This is a genomic window from Pseudomonas sp. VD-NE ins (assembly GCF_031882575.1).
Classification (GTDB): Bacteria; Pseudomonadota; Gammaproteobacteria; order Pseudomonadales; family Pseudomonadaceae; genus Aquipseudomonas; species Aquipseudomonas fluorescens_BZ.
This window is the reverse complement of sequence record NZ_CP134772.1, coordinates 2,155,614-2,179,537: the sequence shown is the minus strand read 5'-3', so window position 1 is coordinate 2,179,537 and position 23,924 is coordinate 2,155,614. Positions and strand designations below refer to the sequence as shown.

23 protein-coding genes and 1 pseudogene are annotated in these 23,924 nt (G+C 58.5%); 18 read left to right on the top strand and 6 right to left on the bottom strand.

The annotated features are described in order from the left end of the window. The first annotated feature begins 89 nt into the window (after positions 1-89). From RMV17_RS09605 to RMV17_RS09585, 5 genes are all read left to right on the top strand, one after another. On the top strand, positions 90-1,058 hold the full coding sequence (locus RMV17_RS09605) for a family 2 encapsulin nanocompartment cargo protein terpene cyclase (protein WP_311886354.1): 969 nt from the start codon (positions 90-92) through the stop codon (positions 1,056-1,058). Between the two features lie 91 nt (positions 1,059-1,149). After that, positions 1,150-1,950, top strand: coding sequence for a glucose 1-dehydrogenase (locus RMV17_RS09600; RefSeq protein ID WP_311886353.1), 801 nt, complete (start codon positions 1,150-1,152; stop codon positions 1,948-1,950). After that, positions 1,943-3,769, top strand: a complete 1,827-nt coding sequence (locus RMV17_RS09595; protein ID WP_311886352.1) for a glycoside hydrolase family 15 protein — start codon at positions 1,943-1,945, stop codon at positions 3,767-3,769. Before RMV17_RS09600 ends, RMV17_RS09595 begins: the two co-directional genes overlap by 8 nt. Positions 3,770-4,080: 311 nt before the next feature. Beyond that, positions 4,081-4,470 (top strand): hypothetical protein, encoded by a 390-nt coding sequence (locus tag RMV17_RS09590; protein WP_108226605.1) that lies wholly within the window; start codon positions 4,081-4,083, stop codon positions 4,468-4,470. 67 nt (positions 4,471-4,537) lie between these two features. Then, positions 4,538-5,437 carry an alpha/beta fold hydrolase gene (locus RMV17_RS09585; RefSeq protein ID WP_108226606.1) on the top strand — a complete coding sequence of 300 codons (900 nt, stop codon included), beginning with the start codon at positions 4,538-4,540 and terminating at the stop codon, positions 5,435-5,437. Here RMV17_RS09585 and RMV17_RS09580 read toward each other — a convergent pair. Next, a pseudogene (locus tag RMV17_RS09580) lies at positions 5,406-6,388 on the bottom strand (GlxA family transcriptional regulator). The gene RMV17_RS09585 and the pseudogene RMV17_RS09580 overlap by 32 nt on opposite strands. Positions 6,389-6,477: 89 nt before the next feature. On the opposite strand from RMV17_RS09580, the gene inhA reads away from it, so the two are divergent. From inhA to RMV17_RS09565, 3 genes are all read left to right on the top strand, one after another. Next, complete coding sequence (gene inhA, locus RMV17_RS09575; protein WP_311886350.1) at positions 6,478-7,164, top strand: isonitrile hydratase; 687 nt, start codon at positions 6,478-6,480, stop codon at positions 7,162-7,164. A 229-nt stretch (positions 7,165-7,393) separates the two neighbouring features. After that, entirely contained in the window at positions 7,394-8,185 is a 792-nt protein-coding gene (locus tag RMV17_RS09570; RefSeq protein ID WP_311886349.1) for a CPBP family intramembrane glutamic endopeptidase, read from the top strand. Positions 8,186-8,287: 102 nt separating this feature from the next. Further along, on the top strand, positions 8,288-9,853 hold the full coding sequence (locus RMV17_RS09565; RefSeq protein ID WP_064389791.1) for a methyl-accepting chemotaxis protein: 1,566 nt from the start codon (positions 8,288-8,290) through the stop codon (positions 9,851-9,853). Between the two features lie 306 nt (positions 9,854-10,159). Here the strand turns inward: RMV17_RS09565 and RMV17_RS09560 are convergent, their stop codons facing one another. From RMV17_RS09560 to RMV17_RS09545, 4 genes are all read right to left on the bottom strand, one after another. After that, positions 10,160-10,513 carry a hypothetical protein gene (locus tag RMV17_RS09560; RefSeq protein ID WP_311886348.1) on the bottom strand — a complete coding sequence of 118 codons (354 nt, stop codon included), beginning with the start codon at positions 10,511-10,513 and terminating at the stop codon, positions 10,160-10,162. 72 nt (positions 10,514-10,585) lie between these two features. Beyond that, positions 10,586-10,951: a DUF6124 family protein gene (locus RMV17_RS09555; RefSeq protein WP_077571871.1), complete on the bottom strand. Its 366-nt coding sequence runs from the start codon at positions 10,949-10,951 to the stop codon at positions 10,586-10,588. A gap of 1,121 nt (positions 10,952-12,072) precedes the next feature. Continuing rightward, positions 12,073-13,601, bottom strand: a protein-coding gene (locus RMV17_RS09550; RefSeq protein WP_311887015.1) for an IS3 family transposase whose coding sequence is annotated in 2 segments (ribosomal slippage) — positions 12,073-13,160 and positions 13,160-13,601 — 1,530 coding nt in all. Because the reading frame shifts where the segments join, the coding sequence is not laid out codon by codon here. Between the two features lie 279 nt (positions 13,602-13,880). After that, positions 13,881-14,561: an alpha/beta family hydrolase gene (locus tag RMV17_RS09545; protein WP_311886347.1), complete on the bottom strand. Its 681-nt coding sequence runs from the start codon at positions 14,559-14,561 to the stop codon at positions 13,881-13,883. Between the two features lie 95 nt (positions 14,562-14,656). Here RMV17_RS09545 and ccoN (RMV17_RS09540) point away from each other — a divergent pair, with 95 nt between their 5' ends. The 10 genes from ccoN (RMV17_RS09540) to RMV17_RS09495 all read left to right on the top strand — a co-directional run bounded on the left by ccoN (RMV17_RS09540) (position 14,657) and on the right by RMV17_RS09495 (position 22,755). Continuing rightward, entirely contained in the window at positions 14,657-16,081 is a 1,425-nt protein-coding gene (gene ccoN / locus RMV17_RS09540) for a cytochrome-c oxidase, cbb3-type subunit I (protein WP_008082029.1), read from the top strand. Positions 16,082-16,091: 10 nt separating this feature from the next. Continuing rightward, positions 16,092-16,700: a cytochrome-c oxidase, cbb3-type subunit II gene (ccoO, locus tag RMV17_RS09535; protein WP_003223389.1), complete on the top strand. Its 609-nt coding sequence runs from the start codon at positions 16,092-16,094 to the stop codon at positions 16,698-16,700. A gap of 3 nt (positions 16,701-16,703) precedes the next feature. Next, positions 16,704-16,901 carry a cbb3-type cytochrome oxidase subunit 3 gene (locus RMV17_RS09530; protein ID WP_095124863.1) on the top strand — a complete coding sequence of 66 codons (198 nt, stop codon included), beginning with the start codon at positions 16,704-16,706 and terminating at the stop codon, positions 16,899-16,901. Further along, on the top strand, positions 16,898-17,848 hold the full coding sequence (ccoP, locus tag RMV17_RS09525; RefSeq protein ID WP_311886346.1) for a cytochrome-c oxidase, cbb3-type subunit III: 951 nt from the start codon (positions 16,898-16,900) through the stop codon (positions 17,846-17,848). Before RMV17_RS09530 ends, ccoP (RMV17_RS09525) begins: the two co-directional genes overlap by 4 nt. Before the next feature lie 484 nt (positions 17,849-18,332). Beyond that, positions 18,333-19,775, top strand: coding sequence for a cytochrome-c oxidase, cbb3-type subunit I (gene ccoN, locus RMV17_RS09520; protein WP_311886345.1), 1,443 nt, complete (start codon positions 18,333-18,335; stop codon positions 19,773-19,775). Continuing rightward, on the top strand, positions 19,775-20,383 hold the full coding sequence (gene ccoO / locus RMV17_RS09515; RefSeq protein ID WP_007917161.1) for a cytochrome-c oxidase, cbb3-type subunit II: 609 nt from the start codon (positions 19,775-19,777) through the stop codon (positions 20,381-20,383). Before ccoN (RMV17_RS09520) ends, ccoO (RMV17_RS09515) begins: the two co-directional genes overlap by 1 nt. A gap of 5 nt (positions 20,384-20,388) precedes the next feature. Beyond that, a complete protein-coding gene (locus RMV17_RS09510) occupies positions 20,389-20,574 on the top strand; it encodes a CcoQ/FixQ family Cbb3-type cytochrome c oxidase assembly chaperone (protein WP_003175465.1) in 186 nt (61 codons plus the stop codon). Then, positions 20,571-21,554, top strand: coding sequence for a cytochrome-c oxidase, cbb3-type subunit III (gene ccoP / locus RMV17_RS09505; protein WP_108226615.1), 984 nt, complete (start codon positions 20,571-20,573; stop codon positions 21,552-21,554). The genes RMV17_RS09510 and ccoP (RMV17_RS09505) overlap by 4 nt, the downstream gene beginning before the upstream one ends. Before the next feature lie 527 nt (positions 21,555-22,081). After that, on the top strand, positions 22,082-22,336 hold the full coding sequence (locus RMV17_RS09500) for a type II toxin-antitoxin system Phd/YefM family antitoxin (protein WP_178087428.1): 255 nt from the start codon (positions 22,082-22,084) through the stop codon (positions 22,334-22,336). Further along, on the top strand, positions 22,336-22,755 hold the full coding sequence (locus RMV17_RS09495; protein WP_034152837.1) for a type II toxin-antitoxin system VapC family toxin: 420 nt from the start codon (positions 22,336-22,338) through the stop codon (positions 22,753-22,755). Before RMV17_RS09500 ends, RMV17_RS09495 begins: the two co-directional genes overlap by 1 nt. 124 nt (positions 22,756-22,879) lie before the next feature. On the opposite strand, the gene RMV17_RS09490 is transcribed toward RMV17_RS09495, so the two are convergent. Next, positions 22,880-23,872, bottom strand: a complete 993-nt coding sequence (locus RMV17_RS09490) for a metallophosphoesterase (RefSeq protein WP_311886344.1) — start codon at positions 23,870-23,872, stop codon at positions 22,880-22,882. Positions 23,873-23,924 lie beyond the last annotated feature (52 nt).

Genomic DNA, 23,924 nt, shown 5'->3' with positions numbered 1-23,924 from the left:
AAAACGCACAGACCTGTCAGGTATGACAGGTGCCTTTTTTGGCCAATAGGGCTCTGATGACCCTGCGCTCAACCGCGAAGGAATCGTCAATGAAATCGCCTTGGACCGTCCCGCCGCTGTATGGACTTGCGCCCTTTAGAGTCGACCTCGCTCTGGCGGCAGAAGTGGATGATCGCCTCATGCCGTGGATTGAGCAGGTCGGAATTTTTCCAGGACACCATGCAAAAGTGCGCGCCATGGGCTTCGGCCGCTTCGCCATGCTGTGCCATACCGACACCGATGATCCCGATCGTCTTCTACTGGCGGCGCAATGTTTTGCCGCCCTCTTCGCTGTCGATGATTACTACTGTGATGATGAGAGAACGGGATCTGAACCGAAAATGGTCGGCCCGCGCCTGTCCGTGGCGCTGGCGGCGCTGGAACCGGTGTACTTGAGCGAACGGTTCCGGCCCGGTCTTGAGCAGGCATTGAGCAGCGATCCGGTAATGGTCGCTCTGCGCGGCTATCTGGCGCGGGTGGAGGCCCTCGCCACACCAGCACAGGTCGCACGCGTACGCCATGAAATCATCGCCATGTTCGTGACCATGAGCGCCGAAGCGACCTGGCGCACCGAAGGTCTCACGCCAGCACTTTGGGAATATCTGGCCCACCGTCAGGTCAACAGTTTCCTGCCGTGCCTGTCGTTGATCGACATCATCGGAGGCTATGAACTGCCCGCGAATGTGTATAGCGCACCCGATGTGCGGCGCGTCACGACACTGGCTGCCAGCGCGACGATCATTGCCAATGATCTTTTTTCGGCGCTGAAGGAGCAGCAAGCCGGGATCGGTGATTTCAACCTGCCCTTGCTGTTGATCCGCGAACAGCAATGCTCGCCTGAACAAGCGATGGCGCAAAGTGCCGCCATTCACGACGAAATCATGCATTTGTACGAGGCGGCAGAAAGCAGCGTACTGCCGCAGGCCTCGCCGTTACTCAAATGCTATCTGACAGGCCTCAAGTGCTGGCTGGCCGGCAGCGTGGAGTGGCATCGCACCAGCGGGCGCTATCAGGTCTAAAGCTATCGATCTTTTCATGATCGCGAGATGAACTCTCGCCGCCGCTCGTCAGTCAGCTAAATAAGCCCACCGACCCAAGGCGCGACGCTGCATGCATATTTCCCTCACCGGACAAACAGCCCTGATCACCGGTGCCAGCTCCGGCATCGGGCACGCCGCCGCCAAAGCCCTCGCCGCGGCCGGCGCCGCGGTTGTCATCAACTACAACCGCCAGGCGGAACCGGCCGAAGCACTGGCCCGACAGATCATTGCTGGCGGTGGTCAGGCCATCGCCATCGGCGCGGATGTGTCGAAAGAAGACGAGGTCGAGCGATTATTCGCCCAGACCCTCGACGCCTTCGGCTCGCTGGACATTCTGATCGCCAATTCCGGGATGCAAAAAGACGCCGCCGCCGTGGACATGACCCTGGACGACTGGAACGCGGTGATCGGTGTCAACCTCACCGGCCAGTTCCTCTGCGCCCGTGCCGCCCTGCGGATTTTCACTCGTCAGGGCGTTCGCGAAGGCGTGTCCCGCGCCGCCGGCAAGATCATCCACATGAGCTCGGTGCACCAACGCATCCCTTGGGCCGGGCACGTCAACTATTCAGCGTCCAAGGGCGGCGTCGATCAGTTGATGCAAACCCTCGCGCAGGAAGTCAGCCATCAACGCATCCGCATCAACGGTATCGCGCCGGGAGCGAGTCGCACCGCAATCAACAAGGACGCCACCGAAGGCGCTGCCGGCGAAAAGCTGCTGGATCTGATTCCTTACGGCCGCATCGGCGATGTCGAAGACGTCGCCAACGCGGTGGTCTTTCTCGCCTCGGATGCCTCCGATTACATCGTTGGCACCACCCTGTTCATCGACGGCGGCATGAGCCTCTATCCGGAGTTTCGCGGCAATGGCTGAGCATCACCTGGAACGACAAAGCCCGATCGACGCCCACGGCATCATCGGCGATATGCGCAGTGCAGCGCTGGTCAATGATCGCGGCAGTGTGGATTTTTTCTGCTGGCCGGAGTTCGACAGCCCATCGATTTTCTGTTCGTTGCTCGACACCCCCGACGCGGGGATTTTTCAGTTGGCGCCGGACTTGCCCGACGCACGCCGTGAACAGATCTATCTGCCTGACACCAATGTCCTGCAAACCCGTTGGTTGAGTGAGCATGCGGTGGTGGAAGTGACCGACCTGCTGCCTATCGGCGACAGTGACGATGCCCTGCCGCTGCTGATGCGCCGGGTTCGTGTAGTGAGCGGCTCGGCGACTTTCACGATGCGCTGCGCCGTGCGCCACGATTACGCCCGAGCCGACACCCGAGCAGAGATGGATCAACAAGACGTGACGTTCAGCGCTGCTGGCCAACCGTCATTGCGCCTGGCTTCGGACCAGCCGATGCAGATCGACGGGCAAGCGGCGGTGGCGCAATTCACGCTCAAACAAGATGAAACGGCAGCGTTCATGCTCGGTGCCACCGATGATCCACGATTCGCCGAAGGCGCCGGACACTTGTGCATGGAACGCACCCTGAAGTTCTGGCGCGACTGGATCGGTCAGTCGATTTACCGCGGACGCTGGCGCGAAATGGTCAACCGCTCGGCACTGGCGCTCAAGCTGCTGACCTCGCGCAAACACGGCGCGATTCTCGCCGCCGCTACCTTCGGGCTCCCGGAAACACCGGGCGGCGAGCGCAACTGGGATTATCGCTACACCTGGATCCGCGATGCCTCGTTCACGGTGTACGCGTTCATGCGTCTGGGTTTCGTCGGCGAAGCCAACGCCTATATGGGCTGGCTGCGCGGACGGGTCAGCGATTGCCACGGGCAACCGATGAAACTGAATATTCTGTACGCCATCGACGGACAACAGGAATTGCCGGAAACCGAACTTGATCACCTGTCGGGACACGGCGGCGCGAAACCGGTGCGCATCGGCAATGGCGCGTACGACCAGATCCAGCTCGACATCTTCGGCGAGCTGATGGACGCGGTGTATCTGGTCAACAAATATGGTGATGCGATTTCCCACGAGGGCTGGAAACACGTGCGCGAAGTCGTCGATCAAGTTTGTGAGACGTGGCAGACCAAGGATGTAGGCATTTGGGAGATGCGCGGTGAACAGCACCACTTTCTGCACTCGCGGTTGATGTGCTGGGTAGCGCTGGACCGGGCCATCCGACTGGCCTCGAAACGCTCGCTGCCCGCACCGTTCGCGCAGTGGGACCAGACCCGGCAGGCGATCTACGCCGATATCTGGGACAACTTCTGGAACGAAGAGCGCGGGCATTTCGTTCAGTACAAGGACGGCACGGCGCTGGATGGTTCGATGCTGTTGATGCCGTTGGTGCGTTTCGTCAGCGCCAAGGATCCGCGCTGGCTGTCGACCCTTGAAGCCATCGAGAAGCATCTGGTGCGCGACGGCATGGTTTATCGCTATCGCAATGACGACAGCAATATTGATGGCCTGGCCGGCACCGAAGGCGCCTTTGCCGCGTGCTCGTTCTGGTACGTCGAATGTCTGGCCCGCGCGGGGCAGGTGGAAAAAGCGCATCTGGAGTTTGAGCAACTGCTGCGTTACGCCAACCCGCTCGGGTTGTATGCCGAAGAATTCGACAGCCATGGCCGGCATTTGGGTAATACGCCGCAAGCGCTGACACATCTGGCGTTGATCAGCGCGGCGAGTTTTCTGGATCGACGTTTGAGCGGGGAAAAGAGTGAGTGGCAGCCTTGAGATCGTCCGGTTCTTCGTCAGTGTCTGTCAGACAAATCGCATTTTAAACGCCGTTTGTGGGAAACCGGACTACACGCCACACACATCACCCAGCGCCGAGTTTCGGCGCTGCCCCCTGCACCCGTTACCTGCGGCGACACTTTGTGTAAATCCATGCCTGCAAAAAACTCACAAACGCCACGCAACGCCACCCTCGTAACTTGCACTTACACCCCGAAATACCTTGTTGCCAGCGGTTACATCCGCCCCTACCATCCACCGCAACGGGCACAGCGGAGCTGTCCAATAAAACCCGAATTCAAGGAACCAGAATGTCCCAGCACGTCCAGCGCAGCATCGACTCCCCTCTTCGCACGGGCCTGACCCGCACCCAGCTCTGGGAAGCCGCGGACAAAGGCCTGATCAAATGCTGGGAAATCGGCCGCCAGCGCGCCGCACGCTTTCCCCACATCGCCCAACAATGCCTCGACGGCGAATTGCCGGTGCTCGGCTGGAAAGGTGGCGTGAGCCGCAGCCTGAAGAAAAACGAAAAATATGGCTCGCTGAAATACCTGGCGCAGTGGCAAGGCTTGCGCGGTGAGGATCTGGATATTGATTTGAGTGAAGAGCGTTCGCTGACCTGCTCGCGGACGAAGATGCGGGTGACGTTTACCCCGGACCGTACTAAGTATTTCAATCAGTTGGCGGAAGCCGAGGCTTAAGCGGCGTGCCGATTGCCATCAGTGAAGATCACGGCAGAAGGTGCTGTTCGGATAAGAGGAACCCGGTATGAGCGATAAAGCGATTCTGTCCTGCAAAACTGCCAGTCTGACCATTGCCTACGAACAACACGGCCCGGCCAGCGGCGGTTCGGTGATTTTGCTCCACGGCTTTCCCTATTCCCCTCGCGCGTATGACGAGATCGCCCCGGCGCTCGCCGCAGAGGGTTACCACGTCATCGTGCCGTACTTGCGCGGCTACGGGCCGACCCGGTTCAACCACCCACAAACATTGCGATCTGGCCAGCAAGCGGCGTTGGCCCAGGATCTGCTGGACTTGATGGATGCACTCTCCATCGAACAGGCCACCCTCTGCGGTTACGACTGGGGCGGTCGCGCGGCGTGCATCGTCGCGGCGTTGTTTCCGGAACGAGTGCGCGGCTTGGTGACCGGTGATGGCTACAACCTGCAGGACATCCCCAACTCGATTCAACCGCTGGATCCCGAGACCGAGCATCGGTTCTGGTATCAGTATTACTTCCACACGCCACGTGGCGTTGAGGGCCTGAAGCACAATCGTCGGGAGTTTTGTGAGCTGCTCTGGAGGCTTTGGTCTCCGACCTGGTCGCACGCAGCCAAGCGCTTTCCCCTGACTGCGCCTGCCTTCGACAACCCTGATTTCGTTGACGTGGTGATCCACTCCTATCGCCACCGCTTCATGTATGTCGCGGGAGATCCGGCGTTTGAGTTGATGGAAGATTTGCTGACTCGGCAACCGACCATTGGCGTGCCGACCATTTCTTTGTGCGGTGCCGACGACGGTGTCGGCCCTGCACCACAAGAGGATGAAGACGCCGAGCATTTCACTGGTTTTTATGAGCGGCGTGTGTTGTCCGGTGTCGGGCATAACATTCCCGAAGAAGCCCCCGAACAAACCCTCAAGGCATTACTGGATCTGTTGCAGCACTGACCGAAAATCGCTCGCGATAGGCTTGCGGCGTCACGCCGATAGCCCGCAGGAAACTTCGTCGCAATGTCTCTTCACTGCCAAACCCGCAATTGGCGGCGATGCGTTTGACCGGCAAACCGGTGTCACTGAGCAATCGCCGGGCGGTTTCGACGCGGATCAATTCGATCGCCCGCGCCGGGGTCTGGCCAGTGTCGGCGCGGTAATGGCGGACGAAACTGCGTTCGCTCATGCCCGCCTGTTCGGCCAGGGTCGGGAGCCGAGGTCGCAGGTGAGGTTCTCGGCGATCCACGCGTGCAGTTCATCGAAGCGATTGCCCTGATTCTGCAAGGACAAGGTCACGCTGAATTGCGATTGCCCGCCGGGACGCTTGAGGAACACCACCAGATGGCGGGCGACGTCCAGCGCGATATCGCTGCCCAGGTCCTCTTCGACCATTGCCAGTGCCAGATCGATACCGGCCGTAACGCCTGCCGAGGTCCACACCGGGCCGTCATTGATGAAAATCGGATTGGCCTCGACGTGCAAATTCGGGTGCTGCTGCGCCAGTTGTTCGCATCGCGTCCAGTGTGTAACCACACGGCGACCATCGAGCCAGCCACTGGCGGCCAACAGAAATGCGCCGGTACATACCGAAGCCACGCGCCGACATTTCGCCGCGTGTTCGCGCACCCAATCCACCAAAAACACATCTTCAGCCGCCGGATAAATGCCCCAGCCACCGGCAATGATCAACGTGTCGCTGGGCGCTTCGGGCAACGGCTCGGCCAACACCGCCAAACCCGCCGATGACATCACCGCCCCGCCGCCGCTGGCAATCACGCTCGGCGCATACGGGACTGGCAATCCGCGCTGGCGGGCGATGTCGTTGGCCGAGGCGAACACCTGCAACGGCCCGGTGACATCGAGGATCTGCATGTTGGCAAACGCGAGTACGTGAATGGCTTTGGGCATTTGGCGTAATTCGTGGGGTTATTGGCGTATGCGCCAGAACCTACGCGCCTACAGTGAAGCCGTCCACCCCTTTTCATGGAGTAAGCACGATGACGTTGCAGATCGGTTTTCTGTTGTTTCCGCAAGTTCAGCAACTTGACTTGACCGGGCCCTATGACGTGCTCGCCTCGCTGCCGGGCGTGCAGGTGCATCTGATCTGGAAGGATCTGATGCCGGTGACCGCCAGCACCGGTCTGCTACTGAAACCCACCACCACGTTCGAGGACTGTCCGGATCTGGATGTGATCTGTGTGCCCGGTGGCGGCGGTGTCGGCGCTTTGATGGAAGATGAGGTGACGCTGACCTTCATCAAGCGTCAGGCTGCTCAGGCGAAATACGTGACATCGGTATGTACCGGTTCGCTGGTGCTCGGCGCGGCGGGCCTGCTGCAAGGCAAACGCGCGACCACGCATTGGGCGTATCACGATCTGCTGCCGACGCTGGGGGCGATCGCGGTGAAGGATCGGGTGGTGCGTGACGGCAATCTGTTTACGGGTGGCGGGATTACGGCGGGGATTGATTTTGCCTTGGTGTTGGCTGAAGAGTTGGTGAGTGCCGACGCGGCGCAACTGATCCAGTTGCAATTGGAATATGCCCCGGCACCGCCGTTCAATTCCGGCAGCCCGGAGACTGCGCCGGGTGCGATTGTCGATGAGGCCCGCCTGCGCGCCGCGCCATCGCTGAAGCTGCGCACGGAAATTACCGAGCGCGCGGCCGCGAAACTCAACCTGCACTGATTCCCAGGCAAACACAAAACCCTGTGGGAGCTGGCTTGCCAGCGATAGCGGTGGACCAGTCGATAAAGATGTCGGCTGAACAGGCCTCATCGCTGGCAAGCCAGCTCCCACAGGTAACGGGGTTGGCCACAGGTTTGTGTGATGCCCCCGTTTCCCCCTCCACCTTCACTTGTCCCCACGCCCCCACCCGTGTAGAAAGCCCTTCCACAAATTTGCACAGGGACTTTCGATGAAGGCTTTGCCATGGCTCTATCTGGCACTTCTCAGCGTCGGTTATGGATGGGCGCTGAGTTTCGGCCACCTCGGCTGGCTCGCTTTGCTTTCCGTTGGGCTGCTGGTGTTCGCAGGCTTTGCCGTGCGCCAACAACAGGTGCCGGTCGCGCGGTTTCTCGGTCATGGCCTGTTTATCGTGCTGGCTTTGGCGCTGGCCCTGCACTGGCTGCCGGGTTTCGCCAACGGTCGCGCCATTGACCCGCAGCGCTTCACCGACAACGCCGTGCCGTTTTCGATGTACCTGAATCTCGACAAACCACTGATTGGCTTCTGGCTGCTGCTGGTCTGCCCGTGGATTGTCGGGCGCCGCTCGTTGCGCCTGAGCGTCTACGCCACCGCCCTCGCCTTGGCGCTCAGTGCGATTCTGGCCCTCGGCGGTGCGCTGTTGCTGGGTGTGATTGCCTGGGCGCCGAAGTGGCCGGATCAGGCATGGCTGTGGGTGCTGAACAACCTGCTGCTGGTGACCTTGGTCGAGGAAGCACTGTTTCGCGGCTATATACAGGGCGGTCTCAGTCAGCGTTTCAAACACCTGCCTTACGGTGAAAACCTTGCCCTGCTGCTGGCCTCGTTGCTGTTCGGCCTGGTGCATGTCGGTGCTGGCTGGACCTGGGTGTTGCTGGCAGGCCTGGCGGGTGTCGGCTATGGTCTGGCCTACCGTTTTGGCGGACTCGGCGCAGCGATAGCCACGCACTTCGGCCTGAACCTGCTGCACTTCGGCCTGTTCACTTATCCGATGCTCGCCGGCTGAAGCAAGCGCCGTTTTGCGACGCCGTGCTGATTATTGAAAAAAAATTTCAATAAAAAGCTGTCACCGCCGACAACCTTTCAAAGCCTTGCGGATTGAAAAACCATGCGTAACAACCAGCCCATTACACAACGCGAACGGACTTTCCCGGCTCAGCAGCGGTTGATTTCCACAACCGACGCCAAGGGCGTGATCACCTACTGCAACGATGCGTTCGTCGAGATCAGCGGGTTTTCGCGTGAAGAGCTGATCCGTGCGCCGCACAACCTGGTCCGTCACCCCGACGTCCCGGCTGCGGTGTTTTCGCACATGTGGGGCACACTGAAACAAGGCTTGCCATGGATGGGCATTGTCAAGAATCGCTGCAAGACCGGTGACCATTACTGGGTTAACGCCTATGTCACGCCGGTGTTCGACGGCAATCAGGTGGTCGGTTACGAGTCGGTGCGGATCAAACCCACCGCCGAGCAGATCCGCCGTGCCGAAGCGCTTTACCAACGCATCAACCAGGGCAAGTCGGCGATCCCTTCCAGCGATAAATGGCTGCCGGTGCTGCAAGACTGGCTGCCGTTCATTCTGGTCAGCCAACTGAGCTTCGTGATCGGCGCCACCCTGAACTCGCAGTGGGGCTTCGCCCTCGCCGCCGGTCTGTCGGTGCCACTGGGCCTGATGGGCCTGCAATGGCAGCAACGCGGGCTCAAGCGCCTGCTGCGCCTGGCCGAGCAGACCACCTCCGACCCGCTGATCGCGCAGATGTACACCGACAGCCGTGGCGCCCAGGCGCGTCTGGAAATGTCGATCCTCAGCCAGGAAGCACGCCTGAAAACCTGCCTGACCCGTCTGCAGGACACCGCCGAACACCTGACCGATCAGGCCAAGCAGTCCGACGCCCTGGCGCACAACAGCTCCACCGGCCTGGAACGTCAGCGCGTGGAAACCGAACAGGTCGCCACCGCCGTCAACCAGATGGCCGCGACGACTCAGGAAGTGGCGAGCCACGTACAGCGCACTGCTGACGCCACTCAGGAAGCCAATCGCCTGACCGGTCGCGGCCGTGACATCGCCGGTGAAACCCGCGAAGCCATTCAGCGTTTGTCGGTCGTCGTTGGCGAAACCGGTCTGACCGTGACCCAACTGGCCAAGGACAGCGACGAAATCGGCGGCGTGGTTGATGTGATCAAAGGCATCGCCGACCAGACCAACCTGCTCGCGCTCAACGCTGCGATTGAAGCCGCGCGTGCCGGTGAGATGGGTCGTGGTTTTGCCGTGGTGGCTGACGAAGTGCGTCAACTGGCGCAACGCACCAGCGAATCGACCGGACAGATTCACGCCCTGATCGCCAAGTTGCAGCAAACGGCTTCGAGCGCCGTGCAGACCATGGAAGCCGGGCATCGTCAGGCCGAAGAAGGTGTGGCTCGGGTGCTGGAAGCGGATCAGGCATTGGTCGGCATCAGTGAAGCGGTGGCCAACATCACCGACATGACCACGCAGATTGCTGCGGCAACGGAAGAGCAAAGTGCGGTGGCTGAAGAGATCAGCCGCAACATCAGCAATATTTCGGAACTGGCGGATCAGACCTCGGAACAGGCGCATAACTCGGCGTTGCTGAGTGAAGAGCTGACGAAGACGGCGAATACGCAGTACTCGTTGGTGGAGCGGTTTAACCGCTGATTGAACTGGCGGTAACTAAAAAAACCCGGAGGGCGCGAGCTTCCGGGTTTTTTGTTGCCTGTCTGAAAAGGATGTTGTTTGGCAGACCGCTTTCGCGAGCAAGCTCGCTCCCACATTGGAACTGCTCGGAACCACAGTTCTGTGTCCGACGACAATCTCCTGTGGGAGCGAGCTTGCTCGCGAAGAGGCCTTCTCTGCCGGCGAAGATCTCACTCAAGCAATGCAGACACTGCCTACAACTCGCCCAGAATGAGCCGACTGGTGCTCGATGAAGCCAGGTTCTATCGTTTGTCGGTCGCTACTCAATCACGCAGACCGGCCAGCATGAATACAACCCCTGCTCGAAAACCCGCAAAACAGAAAGTTCGCGATGAACTGACATTCCTTGATGTTCGACAAGCCGCCCGTGATGGGCAGAAAGTGCTCGATAAATTTGTGATCACTGGCAGGCTCCCCATTACAAAGTAAATCAAAAAAATCGCAGCCTGCCACAGCTCCTAAAAAGCCATTGTGTAGGAGCTGCCGCAGGCTGCGATCTTTTAATTCTGAAAGCCCGGACGGCGAAAGCTTCCGGTTTTTTATTGCCTGTTTGAAATCGATGGTGCTTGGCAGGCCGCCATCGCGAGCAGGCTCACTCCTACAGGGGTCGTTGTCGGGCACTCAATCAGTGATCACCGCAGATCCAATGTAGGAGTGAGCCTGCTCGCGATGAGGCCATAACAGCCAGCGAAATTACTGAGGCAACTTCAGCTTATCCAATAGTCGATTGACCAACAGCTCGTTGAGCATGATCACCTGTTGCAGCGCCAGCAGCGGTTTGCGCTCCGGGCCACCGATTGAGTTGGCGATATTGCCGGCCATGGCATGGGCGTATGAAAGCGACTCGCTCGCCTCGACCAGCAGGGTTTCGTCGTCCAGCGTGGGGTCGACGAGATAGACGGGGCGAAACTTGGGCGAGTTTGGCGGGGCCGCCAGGGCTTCGGGTCGGAGGTAGTAGTCGAGGGCGCGATCCGTCGCTTCTTTTGTCTTTTGAGACTCAAGCGCTGGGTCGTGAGGGGTTGGGTCGATGCCCGGAGGGTTTGGCGTGGCTTTGAACATAAATATCTAATTCCTGATCAAGGGCCGCGACCGTTCTCTACTAAAAGAAGGGTGGCGGCTGTGCGCAGGTTAGTAGACCGGAGGAATTAGCAAGACCGGCGCGCTCGAAAGCGCCCTGAGCACAGCCACCATTGAGTGCAGGCAAATACGCCTGACTTAATGGGACCTATGCACTTACTAAAACCATACGGGCTACTAAACCCGACCACTGATGGGCAGTGGCAGGCAAACGATATAGCCCGCGCCATGGTCGTGTAAGCCGGCGGATTCTGGCGTACGCGTAGGTAACGGCGCAAGGTGTTGTAGGCCCGATGGCGTAACGGTTCGTGTACTTTAAACGCGCTCACGGAATCATGTTTACGCACAGGAAATGCTGGACAGAGAGCGCTTCCAGTTTTTTATCGTGTCAGCGAAATCGCCCCTCACCCTAACCCTCTCCCAGAGGGAGAGGGGACTGACCGAGGTGTTTGGGCAAGGTAAACCGACGTGCAATACCGCGTTGAACTCAAGCACTGAAAAGCACACAAATCGGCTCTTCTCCTTCCCAGAGAGAGGTGACTGACCGAGGCGTTTGGGCAAAGTACGCCGACGTGAAATACCGAGTCGAGTTCAGATTCTGAAACAGATCAAAAGCCCCTCACCCTAGCCCTCTCCCAGAGGGAGAGGGGACTGATCGCGGTGTTTGGGAGAGGTACGCCGACGTGCGATAGCGCGTTGAACTCAGGCTTTGAAAAGCTCACAAATCGGCTCCCTCTCCCTCGGGAGAGGGCTGGGGTGAGGGGCAGTCACAACACAAATTAATAGCCGAACACCGCTTGGCCCTTAACCACTCAATAGGCCGAGTGTCAGCTCGCCTGCTCTTGATCTTGATCCACGGGCGACGTCGGAAGGCTGAGTGGAGGGATTGATCCGGGCGTGGGAGCGCAGCGACCGTTTGGCGCAGCCAAACACAGCGGGAGTAGGTGCAGCGAAGCAAACCGGAGACGCTGCGCCCGGATCGATCCCGCAGCGAAGGAACCCCGAGCCCCAGCGAGCGGGCCGTACGTAGGAGCAAGCGTTTTTGGTTACTTTTTAGGCGTTCGGTACGTGTCAAGGTACCTGTCGCCTTGGTCCTACAACTGCTAGCCCATTACGCCCTTAATTTCAGGGCGTTCTGGGTTTAAATAAACTGCGTCTGCCAGTTTCCAGTTTCGTGTTCGAGTACTCCAGCGGCTTGGATTAGCTTCCCTGGCATCCTCATAAAGCTCTGTTCTAGCTTGTAATAGGGCGGTTGCTTTGCCCTCGTGCCGTTGGTTTGGCGTGACGTATTTCAAGGCGCTGTGGCGGTGATCTTCGTTGTACCACTCGATGAACGTCTGCACCCAAAGCCTTGCATCAGTGACCGTATCAAATGGTTGATCGGGCCAAAGCGGGCAGTACTTTGCAGTGCGAAAAAGTGCTTCGGCGTAAGCGTTGTCATTGCTCACTCTTGGCCGGCTAAAAGAAGGTTCTACACCCAGCGCGACCATGCTTTCACGCAACAAAGAACCTCTCATCACGTGTCCATTATCTGAGTGCAACACCAGCGGACGACCTGCAGTATGTTCCCGTAAACATCCCTTTGTGAGCAGTTCACAGGCGTGTTCGGCGCTCTCCACCTCGTGGACTTCATTGGCGACCAGTTTGCGGCTGTAGACGTCCTTGACCATGTACCAGTAGAAAAAACGGCCCTTCACTGTGCTCGGCAACCAGGTGATGTCCCAGCACCACACCTGATTGGGGCCATCAGCGCGATGCGTCGTCAGTACTCTGCGTTTTGGGGCTTTGGCCCGGCCGCGACGGACGTTTTGATTGACGGCTTTCAACACACGATAAAACGTCGACTCCGAAGCCAGATAAATGCCTTCATCGGCCAGCTTAGGCACGATTTGGTGTGGGGTCAGGCTGGCGTAGCCAGCCTGATTGGCAGCATCCAGCACCGCTTGACGCTCCGTATCACTGAGCTTGTTAGCCGGAGCTGCACGTTGAGCCAACTGTCGTCCGTCACACGACGAGTGTTGCCAGCGTTGAACTGTGCGCAGGCTCAGACCCAGTTCATTGCAAGCGCGGTATCGACGAGCGCCATTCAGCACTGCGTCGGCAATCAACTTCATGGCTTGCGTACGATCAGAGGCGTTGATCAGTCTTCCTTGTCCTTGCCCCAGATCGCATTGGCTTTTTTTCTGAGCTCCAGCAACGCCACCGCCTCTGCACGACTGGCATCAGACTGAATCAGTTGGCGCTCAAGTATTTTGATGCGCCGTTGCTCGGCCGTTTTTGAAGTTCGAGAGGAGAGATCAACAACGGGATTAGCGTTTTGGCATGCCACTCGCCACTGTTGGATTTGCTCAGGGTAAATGCCTTTGATTCGGCAATATTGAGAGATCTCGACCTCGCTCAACGGCGCGGTTTCCATGACGGCATTGAATTTATCGGCGCTAGACCATTGGTCACTGGTCTTGCCGTTTCCCGGAACAATTAAGCCTTTGTCTCTAGCCATTTGTCTCCAGTTTCGCAGTGACTGTGGCGTGAGATTGAGTGCAGAGGCAAGTTCCGCCACTGATCGATTGAGTGGCGGCATCATTTGCAGAACGACCCAATCTTTGAAGTCGTTGTCGTAGCGTTTGCCCATTTTGGACATGGTTATGCACCTTCGCCCTCTTGAGTAGTTGAGTCAATCAACAAGGGCGACAGGTAGCCTGACACGGAGGGCGTTTGTAAAAAGTGACCCGCCGTAAGGGCGGAACCCTAAGTGGCCGTTACCGCAGCAATGGATATGTACCCAAAAAATATGTCGTAGCTGAAATCGATCCCCCTCACCCCAGCCCTCCCGAAACGTCGGACCGCCCCCATGGGGGCGAGGGGAAAGGGAGCAGATCTTCATGCAGTTCAAAATCTCAGCCCGGCTCGGTCACTTGCTGAGAAACTCGGCTACTTTCTGCGCGGCGCTGGCCAAATGCTGTTCATGGGTAAACCCGGAAACCTTTAATGGCTTGAGGTCATGATCCCCGGCCGCTAACCACGCCACCTCAATACTCGGTGACAAGGTATAACCCTCAACCGCCTCACGATTGCCCAGCGCATCCCGCTCGCCTTGCACAACCAAAGTCCGCGTCTGCAAAGAAGCCAAATGCTCAACCCGAGGCTTCTCCGGCTTCCCCACCGCATAAAACGGATAGCCCAAACACACCAACGCATCGGCACCCAATCCGTCAGCCAAAAGACTCGCCATCCGCCCACCCATCGACTTCCCGCCAATGGCCAAAACCCCAGCGACATGACGCCGCACCTCGGCATACACCTCACGCCAACACTCCTGCAATTTCCCCGCAGGATTCGGCGGCCGCTTCACCCCATCCACCCGCCGCTGCGCCATATAAGGAAACTCAAACCGCAACACATTCACCCCAAGCCCGGCAAGGCGCCCAGCCATATCGTTCATCCAGTCACTGTCCATCGGCGCACCAGCGCCGTGGGCCAGGATCAACGTCGCCGAAACCTCACCACTGGCGGCGTTCCAAAGCCATCCATGATCGAGCACGCACTGCGCCCATTGATCCCCGTCAATACTGGCCTTGTGCTGTTTGTCCATGCTTGCCTCGCTTTTAGTCTGCCTATAACTCCAGACGAAGGATTCGCCGCGTCTTTTGCGCGCGCTCACTTCGGCTGAACCGTGGATGGGGAACCATGAACACTTCTATCAGTACCGCCTACAACTACAAGGTGGTCCGCCAATTCGCCATTATGACGGTGGTGTGGGGCATCGTCGGCATGGGCCTCGGGGTTTTTCTCGCGGCCCAATTGGTCTGGCCCGAACTCAACTTCAATTTGCCCTGGACCAGTTTCGGCCGTCTGCGCCCGCTGCACACCAACGCGGTGATCTTCGCGTTCGGTGGCTGTGCGCTGTTCGCCAGTTCGTTCTACTCGGTGCAACGCACCTGCCAGACCCAATTGTTTGCACCAAAAATCGCCGCGTTCTGCTTCTGGGGCTGGCAGCTTGTAATTCTATTGGCAGCCATCAGCCTGCCACTGGGTTACACCAGCTCCAAGGAATACGCCGAGCTGGAATGGCCGATCGACATCCTGATCACCATCGTCTGGGTCGCCTACGCCATCGTGTTCTTCGGCACGATCATGCAGCGCAAAACCAAGCACATTTATGTGGGCAACTGGTTCTTCGGCGCGTTCATCATCACCGTGGCGATTCTGCACATCGTCAATAACCTTGAGTTGCCGGTGAGTTTCACCAAGTCGTACTCGGTGTACGCCGGTGCAACCGACGCGATGGTGCAATGGTGGTACGGCCACAATGCCGTAGGCTTTTTCCTCACCGCCGGTTTCCTCGGGATGATGTACTACTTCGTGCCGAAACAGGCAGAACGTCCGGTGTACTCGTATCGCCTGTCGATCGTGCACTTCTGGGCGCTGATCACCTTGTACATCTGGGCCGGCCCGCACCACTTGCACTACACCGCGCTGCCGGACTGGGCGCAGTCGCTGGGCATGGTGATGTCGCTGATTCTGCTGGCACCGAGCTGGGGCGGCATGATCAACGGCATGATGACCCTCTCGGGCGCGTGGCATAAGTTGCGCAGCGACCCGATCCTGCGTTTCCTCGTGGTCTCGCTGGCGTTCTACGGCATGTCGACGTTCGAAGGTCCGATGATGGCGATCAAGACCGTCAACGCCCTCTCCCACTACACCGACTGGACCATCGGCCACGTTCACGCTGGCGCCCTCGGTTGGGTGGCGATGATTTCCATCGGCGCGCTGTACCACATGATCCCGAAAATCTTCGGCAAGGCGCAGATGCACAGCGTCGGTTTGATCAACGCGCACTTCTGGCTCGCGACCATCGGCACCGTGCTCTACATCGCGTCGATGTGGGTCAACGGCATCGCCCAGGGCCTGATGTGGCGCGCGGTGAACGAGGACGGCACGTTGACCTATTCCTTCGTCGAAACCCTGGTGGCCAGCCACCCAGGCTTCGTCGTGCGGCTGATCGGTGGGGCGATCTTCCTCAGCGGCATGTTCCTGATGGCTTACAACACCTGGCGCACCGTGCGGGCCTCGCAGCCTGCTGACGTCGTCGCTGCCGCGCAGATGGCCTGAGGAGTCCGCCATGAAACACGAAACGATTGAAAAGAACGTCGGCCTGTTGATGTTGCTCATGGTCTTTGCCGTGAGCATCGGCGGCCTGACCCAGATCGTCCCGCTGTTCTTCCAGGACGTCACCAACAAGCCGGTGGAAGGCATGAAGCCCTACACCGCGCTGCAACTGGAAGGTCGCGACATCTATATCCGCGAAGGCTGCGTCGGTTGCCACTCGCAGATGATCCGCCCGTTCCGCGCCGAAACCGAACGCTACGGGCACTACTCGGTAGCGGGCGAAAGCGTTTGGGATCACCCGTTCCTGTGGGGTTCGAAGCGTACCGGTCCGGATCTGGCCCGGGTCGGCGCGCGTTACTCGGATGACTGGCACCGCGCGCACTTGTACAACCCGCGCAACGTCGTACCGGAATCGAAAATGCCGGCCTACCCGTGGCTGGTCACGCAAGCGGTCGACAGCAGCCACACCGAAACCAAGCTCAAGACCATGCGCACCCTCGGCGTGCCGTACACCGACGACGACATCAGCGGCGCGGTGGCCAGCCTCAAGGGCAAGACCGAAATGGACGCCCTCGTCTCCTACCTGCAAGTGCTCGGCACTGCGATCAAGAGCAAGAGGTGAGCCATGGTCATTGAAATGAGCACAGGGCTGATCCGTGGTTTAGGCACCGTTGTCGTGTTTGTAGCTTTCGTCGGTTTGACTTTGTGGGTGTTCAACCGCAAGCGCACCCCGGAGTTCGCCGAAGCGCGTCTGCTGCCGTTCGCCGACGAGCCGCAACCCGACACAACCCCAGTAAATGAGACAAGGAGTACCCGGCCATGACCACCTTCTGGAGTACGTGGATCTGCGTACTGACCATCGGCAGCCTGATCGGCCTGACATGGCTGCTGATCGGCACCCGCCGGGGCGAGACCAAGGGCAGCGTCGACCAGACCATGGGCCACAGCTTCGACGGCATCGAGGAGTACGACAACCCGCTGCCGCAGTGGTGGTTCATGCTGTTCGCCGGCACGCTGGTGTTTTCCGTGGGCTATCTGATCCTCTATCCGGGCCTGGGCAACTGGAAAGGCATCCTGCCGGGATACGAGGATGGCTGGACCGGCGTGCACGAGTGGGAAAAGGAAATGAACAAGGCCGACGCCAAATTCGGGCCGATCTTCGCCAAGTTCGCCGCCATGCCGGTGGAAGAAGTGGCGAAGGATCCGCAGGCGCTGAAAATGGGTGGCCGCTTGTTCGCCTCCAACTGTTCGGTGTGCCATGGCTCAGACGCCAAAGGTGCGTTCGGTTTCCCTAACCTCGCCGACAGTGACTGGCGCTGGGGCGGCGACGCCGACACCATCAAGACCACCATCATGGGTGGCCGGATGGCGGCGATGCCGGCCTGGGGCGAAGTGTTGGGCGAGGCCGGGGTGAAGAACGTGGCCGCTTATGTGCGTCATGAACTGGCCGGCCTGCCATTGCCCGCCGACAACAAGGCTGACCTGCAAGCCGGACAGCAAGCGTTCAGCACCACGTGCGTAGCCTGTCATGGGGCAACCGGCCACGGCACTGAAGCCATGGGCGCGCCGAATCTGACGCACCCGGCCGGGTTTATCTATGGCACCAGCCTGACTCAACTCGAGCAGACCATTCGCCATGGTCGCCAGGGCCACATGCCGGCGCAGAACGAGCTGTTGGGCAACGATAAAGTGCAATTGCTCGCCGCTTATGTGTACAGCTTGTCGCACAGATTGAATACAGAAAAACTGATTACCGAAGACAACAAATAGCAAGCATTGCGTACACCTCTGCCGCACCTTTCTCGGTGCGGCAGCATCCTGCCCCTTTGCGACGCATTGTCGCACCCCTTCACACCCTCACCTTTCGGTTCCCCGGATTCGGGTCTACGCTTGCTCGATGCGGACTGGCCCGTGCCGGTTCCAGGTCGACCCCGAGCGATGTGTTCGATGAATTGGCTGACAGACTCGCCGCAAAGGCCGGTAGATACCGGCTGTCGCGCCGATTGCCATTCATCAGCCGAACTGGCCGTTCGAACATACCTCGTTACAAGTGACCTGAACCCCTCGCTTTTTTCGTCCGCTGCGACATTTTGTCCGAGGCTGATTTTGTCCTTACGCGGCGCATGGAAAGGCCGCAGAATCAGCGTTGGAAAGCATTGACCCAGGTCATGGCGCGTTGCAATGACCCCCTGCTCTCTGCATACTTGCGGCCGATTTTAATCCTAATAAAACACCCAAACCGTGGAACCTTAGAATGAGCACAGCAATCAGTCCGACTGCTTATAACTATAAGGTAGTCCGCCAGTTCGCCATCATGACGGTGGTCTGGGGGATCCTTGGCATGGGGCTCGGTGTCTTCATCGCCTCGCAACTGGTCTGGCCGGAGTTGAACTTCGGTCTGCCGTGGACGAGCTTTGGACGCCTGCGCCCGTTGCACACAAACCTGGTGATTTTCGCCTTCGGTGGTTGTGCACTATTTGCCACTTCCTACTATGTCGTGCAGCGAACCTGCCAGACGCGACTGATCTCCGACAGCCTCGCGGCCTTCACCTTCTGGGGCTGGCAAGCGGTCATCGTCGGCGCGATCATTACCTTGCCGCTGGGTTACACCACCACCAAGGAATACGCGGAACTGGAATGGCCGATCGCCATTTTGCTGGCCATTGTCTGGGTCACCTACGGTCTGGTGTTCTTCGGCACCATCACCAAGCGCAAAACCAAGCACATCTATGTCGGTAACTGGTTCTACGGCGCGTTCATCGTCGTGACCGCGATGCTGCACATCGTCAACCACATGTCGCTGCCAGTGAACCTGTTCAAGTCCTACTCCGCCTACTCGGGCGCGACAGATGCGATGATCCAGTGGTGGTACGGCCACAACGCGGTGGGCTTCTTCCTGACCACCGGTTTCCTCGGGATGATGTATTACTTCGTGCCGAAACAGGCCGAACGTCCGATCTACTCCTATCGCCTGTCGATCGTGCACTTCTGGGCACTGATCACCCTGTACATCTGGGCCGGCCCGCACCACTTGCACTACACCGCCCTGCCGGATTGGGCACAATCTTTGGGCATGGCCATGTCGATCATTCTGCTGGCGCCAAGTTGGGGCGGCATGATCAACGGCATGATGACCCTGTCGGGCGCCTGGCATAAGCTGCGCACCGACCCGATCCTGCGTTTCCTCGTGGTATCGCTGGCGTTCTACGGCATGTCGACCTTCGAAGGGCCGATGATGGCGATCAAGACCGTCAACTCGCTCTCGCACTACACCGACTGGACCATCGGCCACGTACACGCCGGCGCGCTGGGCTGGGTGGCGATGATCTCGATTGGCGCGATCTACCACATGATTCCGCGCCTGTTCGGCCGTGCGCAGATGCACAGCGTCGGCCTGATCAACGCGCACTTCTGGCTCGCGACCATCGGCACCGTGCTGTACATCGCTTCGATGTGGGTCAACGGCATTACTCAGGGCCTGATGTGGCGTGCGATCAACGACGACGGCACCCTCACCTACTCGTTCGTTGAAGCGCTGCAAGCCAGCCACCCGGGCTACATCGTCCGTGCGCTGGGCGGTGCGTTCTTCGCCAGCGGCATGTTCCTGATGGCTTACAACGTCTGGCGCACCGTGTGCGCCTCGAACCCGGTTGAAGCTGAAGCCGCTGCCCAGATCGCTGTCGTTGGAGCTCACTGATGAAGCATGAAGCTGTCGAGAAGAATATTGGCCTGCTGGCCTTCTTCATGGTCATCGCCGTCAGCGTTGGCGGCCTGACCCAAATCGTTCCGCTGTTTTTCCAGGACGTCACCAACAAACCGGTCGAAGGCATGAAGCCGCGTTCGGCGCTGGAACTGGAAGGCCGCGACGTTTATATCGCCAACGGCTGTGTCGGCTGCCACTCGCAGATGATCCGTCCGTTCCGTGCTGAAACCGAACGTTACGGCCACTACTCGGTCGCCGGTGAAAGCGTCTGGGATCACCCGTTCCTGTGGGGTTCCAAACGTACCGGTCCGGATCTGGCCCGTGTCGGCGGTCGTTACTCCGATGACTGGCAACGTGCGCACTTGTACAACCCGCGCAACGTGGTCCCTGAGTCGAAAATGCCGGCTTACCCGTTCCTCGTGGAAAACAAGCTCGACGGCAAAGAGACGGCCAAAAAAATGGAAGTCTTGCGCACGCTCGGCGTCCCTTACACCGACGAAGACATCGCCGGTGCACAGGATGCCGTGAAGGGCAAAACCGAAATGGACGCGCTGGTGGCCTACCTGCAAGGCCTGGGCACCATCATCAAAAGCAAACGGTGAATTAGATGGATATCGGGATGATTCGTGGCCTGGGCACCGTTGTCGTGATGGTGGCCTTCATCGGTCTGGCGTTGTGGGTGTTCAGCCCCAAGCGCAAGTCGGAGTTTGAAGACGCGACCTTGTTGCCTTTTGCGGATGATCCCGAAGCCATCAAGCACGTCGAGCAAGCTTCTAGGAGTAACAAAGAATGACTACATTCTGGAGTCTGTACGTCACAGTCCTCAGTCTCGGTACGATCTTCGCCCTGACCTGGCTGCTGCTGTCGACCCGCAAGGGCCAGCGCAGCGAACAGACGGACGAGACGGTCGGGCACTCCTTCGACGGGATCGAGGAGTACGACAACCCATTGCCGAAATGGTGGTTCATGCTGTTTGTCGGCACCATCGTTTTCGCCTTGGGCTACCTGGTGCTGTACCCGGGCCTGGGCAACTGGAAAGGCCTGCTGCCAGGCTACAACTACCTCGATAACGACAAGCAGACCGCGTTCGCCAACGGCCAGACCGGCTGGACCGGCGTGCACGAGTGGGAAAAGGAAATGGCCCGCTCGGACGCCAAGTTCGGTCCGATCTTCGCCAAGTTCGCCGCCATGCCGATCGAAGAAGTGGCCAAGGATCCGCAAGCACTGAAAATGGGTGGCCGTCTGTTCGCCTCCAACTGCTCGGTGTGCCACGGTTCCGACGCCAAGGGCGCCTACGGTTTCCCTAACCTGACCGACGCCGACTGGCGCTGGGGCGGCGAGCCGGAAACCATCAAGACCACCATCATGGGCGGTCGTCACGCGGTGATGCCGGCCTGGGCTGAAGTCATTGGCGAGCAAGGCGTTGCCGATGTCGCGGCCTTCGTCGTAACCAAACTCGATGGCCGCAAACTGCCGGAAGACACCAAGGCTGACCCGGAAAACGGCGGCAAACTGTTCGCCGCCAACTGCGTGGCCTGCCACGGTCCGGAAGGCAAAGGCACTCCCGCCATGGGCGCGCCGAATTTGACCCACCCGGGCGCGTTCATCTACGGTTCGAGCTTTGCGCAACTGCAGCAGACCATCCGTTACGGCCGTCAGGGCCAGATGCCTGCGCAGGAACAACTGCAAGGCAACGACAAGGTGCACCTGCTGGCGGCGTATGTTTACAGCCTGTCCCACGGTGAAAAAGCACCGGAAGCGAACGCCGAGTAAGGCCAGCGCTTGAAACAAAAAAGGCCCCGCCAAGGTTGATTGGCGGGGCCTTTTTTCATGCTGTGTTCATGACTTGAAACGTTTGCTCAATAGACCTGGGCAACGCTGCCCTGTAGGTTTTTTCCACCCCGATGATCAGCATCGGGGCAAACTTCAAGGATGAAGCCCAGATGTCGAAGAATGACGACAGTACCCCGCGAAATCAGTCTCAGCCCAGCCCTGAGCATGAAAAAATCCCGGCACAAACGCCTGAGCAACCCGCAAGTTCAACAGCGCAAAACACCTTGACCAGTCCGGTTGACGGTAGCGGCCTTGACGGCCTCGGCGGCGGCAGATTGCCCTGACAGCAGGCAGCAACGCACCACGAATATTCGTCCAACCTCCAGCGCCCCGGCCTTTCGCGGGGTGCATTCGCCGGTACCGTTATGACCGTGACAAACCGATCGTCCGCAACCCACCTTTCCGGTTGTCGGGCAAACTCCAAAGTAGTAACGTTTCTACATCAGAATTTCTGGAGGCCGAACATGATGGCCATCAAGACCATTTCCAGTCGCGAATTCAACCAGGACACCAGTGCTGCGAAAAAAGCCACGCATCAAGGCCCGGTTATCATTACCGACCGGGGCAGGCCCGCCCATGTACTGCTGAGCATTGAGGAGTACCAGAAACTGACCGGTAGCCAGTCCAGCATCGTCGATCTGCTGGTCATGCCGAATACGTCTGACATCGAATTCGAACCAGAGCGCGCCGTCATCCCCTCTCGTAGCGTGGACCTGACTTGATGTTTCTACTTGATACAAATGTGGTGTCCGAACTGCGAAAACCCCAGGCCGACAAGCAGGTGGTGACCTGGGCAAACAGCGTCGTCCCAGCCAGCCTGTATCTATCGGCCATCACCGTGCTGGAGCTGGAAACCGGCATTCTGCGTATTGAACGCCGCGACCCGCCACAAGGAAGGACGCTGCGTAACTGGCTCGAATGTCACGTCAAGCCAGCCTTCAGCGGAAGAATCCTGGCGGTCGATACCGCCGTCGCCACCCGATGCGCACAGTTGCATGTGCCTGACCGCAGCAATGAGTGCGACGCTTTGATCGCGGCTACCGCACTGGTACACGGGCTGACTTTGGTCACTCGTAATATTGCGGACTTTCAACTCAGCGGCGTTCATCTGATCAACCCATGGGTCGCTGCCAATAACTGATCATAAAAAGCCCCGCCACATCACTGGCAGGGCTTTTTTCATGGGCGTGCCTCAAGACATTTGCTCAATAGACTTTATGACACCCCATTCCATCGCGGGGCGTTTGCGCGTTAGCCTGCCATACTTAATTGACGGGAATCGTCTCCACCACTCGCCGACTCGGCCAGTTATTATTCTCAACCTTGCTGATGTCCAGAGTCTTCCTGTCTTTGGAAAAACTGGCAATCAGGTAAGTTTGCTGAGAAGCGGCACCGCTCAGATAAACTGGCACGCTGCCGAAATTATCGGCCGACCAAAAGCGTCCGGCCCTTGTATGTAAATGGCCTGCAAACACCGCAGTAACATTGTAATCCTCAATGATTTTTGTGAATCGCTTGACCTGCTCATCACTGCCCTGCCAGCGGGAAGGTTTGTGCATATTGAGGATAATGATTTGACCTTTCTTCCGAGCTGCCTTCAAGTCCTCTTCCAGCCAGTCCAGGGAGTTCTTGATGTCGAACGTCGTCGGATTCAAGAAATGTGAAATCCGTACTGAATACGTCGGCTCGTTGTGCAACTGGACAAGGTGCACATCTCCAACATCCCTGGAATAAGCCAGACTGCCAGAATACAGTCTGTTAACCGCAGTGCCAGTGACTGTCAGATCCAGATTCTGGACCTTGTCACGATGATGTTCTTCAAAGTCGGTAATACTACCGGCAGCACAACTTTCGGAAAAACAGTCATTCTTCTCGTAATCATGGTTACCCAGACCGTAGAACACGTGATCACCAAAGTATTTATTCAGCACCGGCCTTAACCAACTACGCTGCCAACCATGACCATAGGCCGTTACATCCCCATTGATCATGATCGGAATATGTTCCGGAGAGGTGCTGAAATTTTTCCGAAAACTTGCAATATCGGAAAACTGGCGCTCGATCAACGTGCGGGAGCGCTCTTCTTTTACCGACTGGGACTCATCCTCACCACTGTCCGTTTTGTCAGTCCATGGATATTGTGGGTCGGACGCAAATATCAAATGGTTTGGATTTTGCTCAGCCAGCACCAGCGACGGAATAAAACCGAACACCCACACAAGCGCACAAACACGCCAAAACTTAAATAAGCCTTTCATACAATTCCTTTTACCCATTATTAAAATAGCGGCAACCAAGACAACCGCAGGC